Origin of the sequence: Megasphaera hominis, from assembly GCF_014269395.1 — a bacterium.
Lineage (GTDB): Bacteria > Bacillota > Negativicutes > Veillonellales > Megasphaeraceae > Megasphaera > Megasphaera hominis.
This window is the reverse complement of sequence record NZ_JACOGK010000084.1, coordinates 1-529: the sequence shown is the minus strand read 5'-3', so window position 1 is coordinate 529 and position 529 is coordinate 1. Positions and strand designations below refer to the sequence as shown.

Below are 529 nucleotides of genomic sequence, written 5' to 3'. Positions count from 1 at the left end.
TACCTCAATGGATTGCATGACGTCATCGAGTTCAAAAAGCAATACCCGGATCAAAAGCTCATCCTTCATAGTGACCAGGGTTCTGTCTATGCTTCAAAAGCGTACAACGAACTTTTGCCTATGTATAATATTACGCATTCTATGTCACGAGCCGGCACTCCTACAGATAATGCTTCGATGGAGTCCATCAATGGCTGGATTAAGGAAGAACTATTCGTAGATTTCCATATTACGCATAACAAAGACATTGATAGACAAGTTGAACAGTATATTCGGTTCTTCAACGAAGAGCGCCCGGCCTATGCGCTAGGATATCTCACACCCGTACAATATCGGGAAATGTATGCACCCGAAAAGGACTAAGCCTTTATAGCTTTTTCATTTGGCCTAATTGCAGTTTTTCCGGTTTTGGCTTATGGGTCAATGAATGCCGAAGGCATCCGCGTCAACGGTTTATCATTGAGGCATAAGCCAAAACCGGATATAATCTGGCTGGCTAAATGATACTTGCCAAGTGGAAGGACTGCCT

1 protein-coding gene is annotated in these 529 nt (G+C 43.3%); it reads left to right on the top strand.

Going from position 1 to position 529, the window contains the following annotated elements; all coding sequences use genetic code 11:
* On the top strand, positions 1 to 363 hold a 363-nt coding region (locus H8J70_RS12425), incomplete at its 5' end, for an integrase core domain-containing protein (RefSeq protein WP_186504600.1).
* Positions 364 to 529 lie beyond the last annotated feature (166 nt).